The organism is Rhizobium sp. CG4 (assembly GCF_023701965.1).
Lineage (GTDB): Bacteria > Pseudomonadota > Alphaproteobacteria > Rhizobiales > Rhizobiaceae > Agrobacterium.
In genome coordinates, this window is the sequence record NZ_JABAEG010000013.1 from 131,764 (window position 1) to 141,023 (window position 9,260).

The 9,260-nt window shown below is 56.1% G+C and carries 9 protein-coding genes; 4 read left to right on the forward strand and 5 right to left on the reverse strand.

The genetic code is table 11. The annotated features are described in order from the left end of the window. Positions 1 to 52: 52 nt before the first annotated feature. Positions 53 to 1,057 carry a TRAP transporter substrate-binding protein gene (locus HGO37_RS25620; protein WP_250985838.1) on the reverse strand — a complete coding sequence of 335 codons (1,005 nt, stop codon included), beginning with the start codon at positions 1,055 to 1,057 and terminating at the stop codon, positions 53 to 55. Between the two features lie 178 nt (positions 1,058 to 1,235). Between HGO37_RS25620 and HGO37_RS25625 the strand changes: the two genes are divergently transcribed. Both HGO37_RS25625 and HGO37_RS25630 read left to right on the forward strand, forming a co-directional pair. Beyond that, positions 1,236 to 3,275: a two-component system sensor histidine kinase NtrB gene (locus HGO37_RS25625; RefSeq protein ID WP_250985839.1), complete on the forward strand. Its 2,040-nt coding sequence runs from the start codon at positions 1,236 to 1,238 to the stop codon at positions 3,273 to 3,275. 12 nt (positions 3,276 to 3,287) lie between these two features. After that, positions 3,288 to 3,899, forward strand: coding sequence for a response regulator transcription factor (locus tag HGO37_RS25630; protein WP_250985840.1), 612 nt, complete (start codon positions 3,288 to 3,290; stop codon positions 3,897 to 3,899). A gap of 179 nt (positions 3,900 to 4,078) precedes the next feature. Here the strand turns inward: HGO37_RS25630 and HGO37_RS25635 are convergent, their stop codons facing one another. Both HGO37_RS25635 and HGO37_RS25640 read right to left on the reverse strand, forming a co-directional pair. Beyond that, a complete protein-coding gene (locus HGO37_RS25635) occupies positions 4,079 to 5,044 on the reverse strand; it encodes a quinone oxidoreductase family protein (protein WP_250985841.1) in 966 nt (321 codons plus the stop codon). Between the two features lie 78 nt (positions 5,045 to 5,122). After that, complete coding sequence (locus HGO37_RS25640) at positions 5,123 to 5,767, reverse strand: hydrolase (protein WP_250985842.1); 645 nt, start codon at positions 5,765 to 5,767, stop codon at positions 5,123 to 5,125. 154 nt (positions 5,768 to 5,921) lie between these two features. Between HGO37_RS25640 and HGO37_RS25645 the strand changes: the two genes are divergently transcribed. Next, positions 5,922 to 6,815, forward strand: coding sequence for a LysR family transcriptional regulator (locus tag HGO37_RS25645; protein ID WP_250985843.1), 894 nt, complete (start codon positions 5,922 to 5,924; stop codon positions 6,813 to 6,815). Between the two features lie 69 nt (positions 6,816 to 6,884). Here the strand turns inward: HGO37_RS25645 and HGO37_RS25650 are convergent, their stop codons facing one another. Beyond that, positions 6,885 to 7,823 (reverse strand): LysR substrate-binding domain-containing protein, encoded by a 939-nt coding sequence (locus tag HGO37_RS25650; protein WP_250985844.1) that lies wholly within the window; start codon positions 7,821 to 7,823, stop codon positions 6,885 to 6,887. A 91-nt stretch (positions 7,824 to 7,914) separates the two neighbouring features. Between HGO37_RS25650 and HGO37_RS25655 the strand changes: the two genes are divergently transcribed. Continuing rightward, complete coding sequence (locus HGO37_RS25655) at positions 7,915 to 8,889, forward strand: MBL fold metallo-hydrolase (RefSeq protein WP_250985845.1); 975 nt, start codon at positions 7,915 to 7,917, stop codon at positions 8,887 to 8,889. A gap of 93 nt (positions 8,890 to 8,982) precedes the next feature. Here the strand turns inward: HGO37_RS25655 and HGO37_RS25660 are convergent. After that, positions 8,983 to 9,260 (reverse strand): hypothetical protein (locus HGO37_RS25660; protein WP_250985846.1); only part of this gene is annotated, 278 nt, incomplete at its 5' end.

The window sequence follows — 9,260 nt, forward strand, 5'->3', positions numbered from 1 at the left end:
GGGGGCGCGATAGGCACCCCCTTTGGGCAACTGGACAAGTTCTTTGAAGAAATTACTGGATACCCAAAACGCTATGGGCCTGTTTGACGAGGTCCGCACCGATGCGAGACGACATCTGTTCGTGCAGTGGACGCAGACGTTCGATCCATTCGGCACGCTCTTCGTCACTCAACTCGTGGAACTTAGTCGTTCCGGTCTTGACCATCTCGGCCATAGCCCATTCGTTTTCTTCGCGGGCGATCGAGTTTGCGTAGATCGTGGATTCGTCCATCGCACGGTCAATGTGTGTGCGAATTTCCGGGTCCAGTGCGTCCCAGAACCCCTTGTTGACGATGACGGCATAACCGAGATAGCCGTGGTTGGTCAGGGTCGCGTGCTTTTGTACTTCGTGCATTTTTTGCGTGAACATGTTGGACGGCGGATTCTCGGTGCCGTCGACAACGCCCGTTTGCAGTGCCTGATAAACTTCCGAGAATGGCAGAACCTGCGGGACTGCATCAAGAGCCAGCATCTGCCCCTCGATGATCTTCGATGACTGAATACGCATCTTCAGGCCAAGGAAATCATCGGTTGATGCAATCGGCGAATTTGCCGACATCAGTTTGAAGCCGTTATCCCAGTAGGCCAGGCCCTTTATGTCCTTGCTGTCGAGCAGGCCAAGAAGATGCTGCCCGACCTCGCCATCGGTTATTTTACGCAGATCATCGTAGTTAGACATCAGATACGGCAGATCGAAAAGCTCAAACTGCTGGACGCCCAATGGACCAAATTTGGCGAGGGATGGTGCCAGCATCTGGACGGCACCAAGCTGAAGTGCTTCCAGTTCTTCCTTATCCTTGTAGAGCTGGCTGTTGGGATAAACTTCGACCAGTACCGCGCCATTGGTATATTGCTCTGCCAGTTCCTTGAACTTCAGCGCGCCTTTGCCCTTGGGGGTATCTGGGGCGACAACATGGCTGAACTTGATGACGACAGGGTTTGCCAGAGCTGGCAAGGCCGAAGCCAACGAGATGATAGCTGCGCTGGCGAGGGCCGCTAACGAACGACGAGTGAACATTCTTTTCCTCCTGAAAGTCGCAACCCTCCAGCTGCGACACAATTATCATCCGCTTCCTTGCCACCATGTTTGCAATCTCGCTATTGTGGATTCCCGCAATAGTGGCCTGACGCACACAAGGCTATGGTGCGGACAAGGCCTGCAAAGGCTCGCGGACGTTTGGGGGACGGAACCGGTATTGAGAGACAAGAAAACTCGAAAATCAACGCGTTCTTCTCTAACGCAGACCAACAATCCTTCAAATGCTGCCTGGTATCCATGGTCGGATGATAATCCCAGTCCATTGGCCATGCGCATTGATTTGTTGTCGATTGTTCCATTGATTGCAATCATTGCTTTGGCAGGAATGGTCTGGGCATTCGTCTGGGCTGTTGCGCGTGACGATAGCGAAAGTGCGCGTATCAAGTTGGCGACGGATGCCTTGTGGGTCGAGCAGACACTGCGGTTTCAGCTCGGTGTTGATGAAGATATGCTGGTTCGCCTGGCGATGGATCATGCCGGCGAAACGGCAGATCCGGTTATTGCGGCCAGAGCGCGTAGTCATATCACGAGCAACCCTGAAGTTCTCTCCATTCTCTGGTATGGCTCTGACGGTCAGGTACAAAAAGGCCTCCCGGACAACGCAGCACCCGGTGACCCGACACTGGCGGCGCAGATTCTGGATGTTGCAACGGTCACATCGAGACCCGTCTATGGACAAATCACACCCGAAGGCTATGTGACTTTCGGCATCTTGCTGGCCGACCAGCGCGGCGTTCTGACCGCCACCATTTCACTGCCGTCGGTGCTTGATCGGCATCTGCCGTGGTGGATTGCCGAGCAATATGGCGTGACGCTGGTCGATCTGTCCGGCAATGTGCTCGCCAGCCGGCAACGGTTGGAAATCGATCCTGAAAACCCGACACATGTGATCAGTATCGATCCGCCTCTACACGGCACCTGGCTTCGCATCAGTGCCTATGGCCGCCCGCTGACATTTCTTTCGACAGCTCTTTTTGGAGCAATTGCCGGCCTTGCTGCATTCGCTGTTTTGACGATGATTATCCTGCACCGGTCGAGCAAAAGAAGGCGGGCGACGGAGGTGCGTCTTTGGGCAGAAACCGCGTTCAGGCGCTCAATGGAAGAAAGTTTGACGGTCGGATTGCGGGCCAAAGATCACGATGGCCGGATTCTTTTTGTAAATCCGGCATTCTGCAAGCTGGTTGGATGGAGCGCAGATGAACTTATCGGGCGCTCTCCACCCTTGCCTTACTGGGACCCGGCCCATCTGCCTGAAACGGAAGAGCGCCATCGTCGACTTGCGGCGGGCGGTGCCGTCAGCCAGCGATTTGAGACCTATTTTGTGTCACGCGATGGACGCGAGATCGAAGTCGAGGTCTATGAGGCGCCATTGATTGACGCGCGTGGTGAGCATCGTGGCTGGATGGGCTCGATCATCGATGTAACCGAAGCACGACAGGCCGCCCGGCGGGCTCGTCTCCACGATGAGACGCTGGCGAGAACTGGCCGGCTGGTGACGCTTGGCGAGATGGCCTCAACATTGTCGCATGAGCTTAATCAGCCGCTATCGGCAATTGCGTCTTATGCGGCTGGCATGCTCAATCTTATGCACCGGCCGGACACGGATCTCACACTTTTGCGGGGAGCGACGGAAAAGCTGGCGCGTCAGGCGGATCGGGCAGGGCTCATCATCAGACGTATTCAGGATCTGGTCAAAAAACGCGAACCACGGTTTACCAATCTGCAGCTGTCCGATGTCATCGATGAGACACTCGATTTCCTTCAGGCCGATGCGCGCGAACATGGCGTGCGGCTTCTGCGCGAGGGGGAGGGAGCCTGCGCGGTTGCGGCTGATGCCATTCTGCTTGAGCAGGTTCTCATCAACCTCATTCGCAACGGAATGGAGGCGATGGCCGACACGCGAAGAGATGGTGCGGTCACCGTTCGTTTGTTTGAACGCGACGGGCAGGCGGTGATTGAAGTCGAGGATGCAGGCTCTGGAATTCCCGCCGAAATGGTCGATACGATCTTCGATGCCTTTGCGAGCACAAAAACGCAGGGCATGGGCATGGGGTTGAAAATCTGCCGCACGATTATCGAATTGCATCGAGGCCACTTGATGCATCGGCCAGCGGATCGGGGAGGAACCATATTCAGTGTTTCCATTCCGCTTGCTGAAGTGGGCTACTCGAAGCAGGAGGAACTGGAGGATGTATGAGGGAGGATACGGATGAGTAACTTGATTGACATCGTCGATGATGAGGAGGCAATTCGCGACGCACTGTCTTTCCTTCTTGCCTCCCGTGGCGTGCAGACCCGGACATGGGCTTCAGGGGAAGATTTTCTGGCTGCGCAGCCGTTGGACGACATGATTTGCGTCATCATGGATGTGCGGATGGGAGCGCTGTCCGGGCCTGAGGTCTACGAGCGATTACGCATTATGGGATCTGAGGTTCCCGTCATTTTCCTGACCGGTCACGCTGACGTGCCCGTGGCGGTACGTACATTAAAAGCGGGAGCTTTCGATTTTGTCGAAAAGCCGTTTAACGACAATCAAATCGTGGATCTCGCGCTTAATGCCATCGAAGCCGGCCAGATGATGCAGGCACAGGCGGAAAGCCGCCGCGATCTCGAGACCCGGCATGCTTCACTTTCTGCGCGCGAGGTCGAGGTCATGGATTTGATGTTGACTGGTGCGATGAACAAACAAATCGCCGACACTCTTGGCATCGCCATGCGAACGGTGGAGGCCCATCGCGGCAAGGTGTTGATGAAGATGGGGGTTCGCAATGCGTTGGAACTTGCTGCAATCAATCGGAAGCAGGAGAGACACAAAGTCTGATGCGATTGGGGCGCGTGCAACACGATAACCCATGAAACCGTAATCAGCCTGCCGCTTCACTGCTTTCCTTCACAGGGAGCCATCGTCTGGTGGCGCATCATAAAACGCTGGGCTGCCATTCGCCGTATGCTTTCCGCAGAATGGCAACTTGGAAATCGGTTACTCTTTGTCTTTAGCGTTCAACCCGAGGGAAGGAGGACAACGCGACCGAGGATGGAATTGTCCTCGGCATAGGCGTGCGCCTCCGCTGCCGCTTCAAGCGGGAACGTCCTGTCCACGACCACTTTGAGTGTCCCGGCCGCAACCCACTTTAGCATCCGGGAAATTGCGTCGTAGACATCCGGCTTTTCCAATTGCGTTCCCATGAAAACGCCAAAAAGCGACTGGTTCGCCTGCAGTGCTGGCCACAGTTCAAGGCTAAGCTTTGAACTGCCGGCATTGCCGACGAAAACCAGACGTCCCTCGGGACGCAGAACCGCCAGAGAATTTTGCAGGGTTGCTCCGACCGGGTCGATGACCAGATCGACGCCACGACCTGCCGTCATGTGCATTACCGCGTCGACGACATCTGTCGAGTGGTGATCGATTGCATGGTCAAGGCCAAGCTGCAGAATGCGTTCCGTCCTCTCAGCCCCCGAGACGGTTGCAAGCACCGTCGCACCTGCCTGATGCGCCAGTTGGATGGCGGCAAGCCCCACGCCGCCAGCGCCCGCCTGAATGAGGACCGTCTCGCCGCGTTTGATATCTCCCCTTGCGAAGAGGCAGTGGTACGCCGTACCAAATGCGATTGGCAAAGCAGCGGCGGCGGCCATGTCCAGCCCATCAGGCACAAGCCATGTCCGGCTGGCCGCAACAGCGCGCAATTCTGCATGTGACCCGGCAAGATCAAAACTCGTCACCTTCTCGCCGACATGGCGGTCCGCCACGTTTTTCCCGACCGCAATGATTTCTCCTGAGGCAGCATAACCGACGATGAAGGCTGCATGGGGAGGAGGCGTGGACGCACGATTGATCAAATCGCCACCTTCAATGGCGGCGGCCTCAACGCGGATCAGAACGCCATCGCTTGGGCAGACTGGATCGGGCACTTCCACAAAACGGAGGACATCCGGCGCTCCGGCGTGATCGTAGACTGCTGCTTTCATGGTTGCCCTGTCGTTGCTTGAGAGAAGGGCGGCGAGGGCATCTCCGCCCTCACCGAAATGTTTGATTTACTGGCTTGATCAGCCTGGGACTGGTGTGTTGAGTAGCTGTTGCTCCCAAAGGTAGGCGATGCCGCTGCCGCCGAAGTGCTGAATGAGAATTTCGGTCAGCTCGTCGACATGTTCGGTCCGCGCCCAGTCACGTTGAAATTCACCAGCTAAAGCCATGACGGTCATGACGTTGGCGCCGGCCGAGATCATGCGCTGGACCGCAACCTCGTGGGACTCCTTCGAAATCCCGCCTGATGCGTCGGTGATGACGGTCACGTCCCAGCCCTCTCCGGCGGCGTGGATTACAGGCATTGCAACGCAAACCTCGGTCCACAGACCGGCAATGATCAATTGCTTCCTTCCTGTCGCCTTGACGGCGTTGACGACATTCTCGTCCTGCCAGGTGTTTACCCAGGTGCGATCGATGACATCCTGGCCCGGAAAGACGTCGGTGATCTGCTTGAAAAGCAGTCCACCGCGCGCCGCGATGACGCTGGTAAGAATAGTTGGAACATTGAAGGCTTTTGCCAGCTTCGCCAGCGCGGTCGTGTTGTTGACGACAGCTTGCGGATCGTGGCTGTTCAGGTTCGCGAGCTGATAAGGTTGATGGTCGATCAGAACGAGGACCGAATCTTCGGGACGAAGAAGAGAATCGAGGCCGTTACGAGGGGTCATCAAGAGTTCCTTTTTTTGCCGTTGTGGACGGCTAGGGGTTCACAGGAAACACACGCCAGCGGGCGATGCTGCCAGAAGGCAATTTGCCGTTCCCATTGATGTTGTAATAGTCTCGAGGCCGGACTAGCTGTGTCGCGAAATCAGGAACGCTGACTTGGATATCGAAGACCTCCAGACATTTGTTGCCGTGGCTGATGCCGGAGGAGTATCGGCGGCCGCCCGTCGTCTCGGCGTATCAAAGTCGATTGTCAGTCGCAGGCTTTTTAGGATTGAAGCGGAGCTTGGTGTGCAGCTTCTTGCGCGGACGACCCGAGGTGCCGCGCTGACGGAAGCGGGAGTAACATTCAGGGACCACGCAGCCCGCGCCAGTGCTGAGATTGATACCGCCCGGGAAACCATCCATCCCACAGGCCAACTGCATGGCCGTTTGCGGGTTGCCATGCCGCTTACCTTCGGCCCAACTCACTTTGCCCCCGTACTTGCGGAAATGGCGCGTTTGCATCCGCAGCTTCACATCCATACGTCTTATAGCGATCGCTTTGTCGATCTGATCGCAGAGGGGTTTGATTGCGCGATCCGGGGCGCCTATCTTCAGGACTCGAACCTTATTGCCAAACGCGTTGGGCCAATCCATGGCAAGCTTGTCGCCAGCCCGGCTTACATCAAGGAACACGGCTCGCCGGACAATATAGAACAACTTGTCAACCATCCGGCCCTCATGCAGGGAACGGAGGCCTGGCAGTTCATGGACGGCGACAGGATCGTTACGGTGCAGCCGCAGGGCAAGTTCAAGGCCGATAGCGCCACAGCACTTGCCGCCGCCGCTGCGGCAGGTCTCGGCGTCGCATGGCTCCCGCAGTGCATCACGCATGAGTACGAAGCCGCCGGCACCCTGGTTCCGATCATGACGCGTTTTCCGGTTCCTCCGGGTGCAGTCTACGTCGTGCGTCCACCCAGCCAGCATCCCAACCGTAAAGTGCGAGTACTTACCGAAATGCTGGCCGAATACTTCACACAGAACCCGGACCTTTGGGGCGCGGACAATTAAAAGGCCCCGGTAAAGCGTTTGGGATGGAGTTTCAACCGCGTCATCTCAATGAGCAGCTGTCGTTGACAGTTATTCCCTGGTTATGCCGACATCAGCGACGATCTCACGGATTTGCTGACGCAGCCAGGCGTTGGCGGCGTCGCCATCAGCGTGTTGCGCCCAGACCATGTTAACGGGTGGAAAGCTGAGTGGTACTGGCAGCGGGCTTACTTCTAGACCAAGCAGAGGCCCGTAACGCTCGGCAATGCGGCTTGGCACAGTCGCGATGACCGGGCTTATCTGCGCTGCGGAAAGTACCGACATGTAACCCGGCCCTGCCATCACCACGTCGAGTTCGACGCCGGCAATTTCCAGTGCGTCCTTGATGCAGCCCTGCAAGGTTTCGTTCTGTGAGATCGTTGCATGTTTGGCGGCAAGATATGCTTCAAGATCTACCGGGTTCGATAGATCCAGAAGCTCAGGGTTGAAACAGCAGGCAAAATCCGTCGCATATAGTGGTTCGAAGGCACGGCGGCTGGTTTTGGTGTAAGTGCAGCCGACGGCCAGATCGATGCTGCCATCCTCCAGCGAAGGCTCCATCGCCTCATAGGGGAAAACCCGGGCAAGCACCTTGATGCCCGGTGCAAGCTGCCGCAGTCGTGCGGTGAGATCAGGGATCAGCAACAATTCTATCTCCGGCGACATGGCGATACGAAATGTGCGCTCCTCGCTCGCCGGATCAAAGGCAACGCCGCCTGACAGTGCAAGTTGAGCCTGCCGCAACGCCTGGCGCACCGGGACAGCAAGACTGCTTGCCCTCGCAGTCGGCTGCATGACCTGGCCGACACGGATAAAAAGCTCATCCTGTAAAAGTACCCGTAAGGTGGAGAGCGAATGGCTCATGGCGGGCTGCTGGATTTTCAGCCGCTTCGCCGCCTTGGTCACGTTGCCTTCCGACATCAAAGCATCAAAAGCGATGAGCAGATTGAGATCAAAAGAGCGAAGATTGAAATGATCGATAGTTACCATGAGCCGCATCGATTTGTTCACTGATAGTCCGATACATAAATGCTCTCCGGGTCAGTTCAAGACCATGTCAACACAATCCCTGGAGCCTTTTATGCAAACCCGTCGCAACCTACTGAAATCCTCTGCCGGTATCGCTCTTGCCGCCGGTGTCATCACTGCCTTGCCGTCCACGGTGCTTGCCAAGGCAGCAATCATCGGCAGGCAAGCCGCCAGCTATTACCGTCTGAAGCTTGGCGATTATGAAATCACCGCGCTTTCCGATGGTACGGTCAAATTGCCGATGGCGAAGATCTACCGGAATATCAAGGAAACGGATGCCGAGGCCTATCTTGAAGGTCATTTTCAGGCCGGTGACGCCGAAACCTCAGTCAATGCCTTCCTCATCAATACTGGCGAAAAACTTGTGCTTGTTGATGCCGGGACAGGTGATCTGATGGGACCGGCGCTTGGCAAGCTGGTCGCCAATATCGAAGCATCAGGTTACAAGACGTCTGAGATCGACCACGTTATCCTCACCCATATCCATGCCGATCATTCCGGCGGTCTTGTTATTGGCGGCAAGCGGGTGTTTGAAAATGCCGTGCTGCATGTAAACCAGCGCGAGGCTGATTTCTGGTTGAAGGCAGATGCTAAGGCAAAGGTAGACAAGGTACTCGGCCCGCAGATTGCCCAGGCAGAAAAATGCGTCGGTCCCTATGTCGAAGCTGGCAAGTTCGAGACTTTTGCTGATGACGCTGCGCCAATTCCAGGCTTCGGTTCGGTGCTGCATGCCGGCCATACGCCTGGACACAGCGGTATTATCGTCGAGAGCAAAGGCGAGAAGATCATCTTCTGGGGAGATATCGCCCATGGCGACGTCCTGCAATTTGATCAACCCGAAGTCACCGTTGATTTTGACGTTGATCAGAAGGCTGCAGCAGCCAGCCGCGGCATTGCATTTGCGGAAGCCGCGGATCAGAAATATCTGGTGGCTGGCGCCCATCACGCCTTTCCCGGGATCGGCCATGTCCGTCGTGATGACAGCAATTACGATTGGGTGCCGCTTGTCTATAAGGCTGGCTACTGAATAAAGCCGGGCGCCGTCGGGGGATGGCGCCCTTTCGCCTTGCCAGCCAGGGATTTCGGAGGGTGTAGACGTCCCGTTTTCCACAGGTCGTCATCATAAGCGAATATTTTTTATGATTTTTTTCCAAAGGCCTATTGACGATAAGGCAATGTCCCCTCTATAAGTCCGCTCACTGAACGAGGGCGGCGGCGCTGCTAGCGACGGACTGCTTCGTTCTAGAGAAATCACGATAGATTGGCTTTTATGGCTGGTTTGTTCCCAGGGTTTTCGGATTTTGGGGTTGGATTTTTGGACACTGATGTGTGTCAGTTTTTTGACAATTGAATATGAGAAGAAAGAGAAACGTGGGCGGCGAAGCTTGCGGGACCTTA

Bases quoted from the DNA above. Each gene is read 5' to 3' on its own strand.
- HGO37_RS25620 (WP_250985838.1), bottom strand. From the start codon at position 1,057: ATGTTCACTCGTCGTTCGTTAGCGGCCCTCGCCAGCGCAGCTATCATC.
- HGO37_RS25630 (WP_250985840.1), top strand. From the start codon at position 3,288: ATGAGTAACTTGATTGACATCGTCGATGATGAGGAGGCAATTCGCGAC.
- HGO37_RS25635 (WP_250985841.1), bottom strand. From the start codon at position 5,044: ATGAAAGCAGCAGTCTACGATCACGCCGGAGCGCCGGATGTCCTCCGT.
- HGO37_RS25640 (WP_250985842.1), bottom strand. From the start codon at position 5,767: ATGACCCCTCGTAACGGCCTCGATTCTCTTCTTCGTCCCGAAGATTCG.
- HGO37_RS25650 (WP_250985844.1), bottom strand. From the start codon at position 7,823: ATGGTAACTATCGATCATTTCAATCTTCGCTCTTTTGATCTCAATCTG.
- HGO37_RS25655 (WP_250985845.1), top strand. From the start codon at position 7,915: ATGCAAACCCGTCGCAACCTACTGAAATCCTCTGCCGGTATCGCTCTT.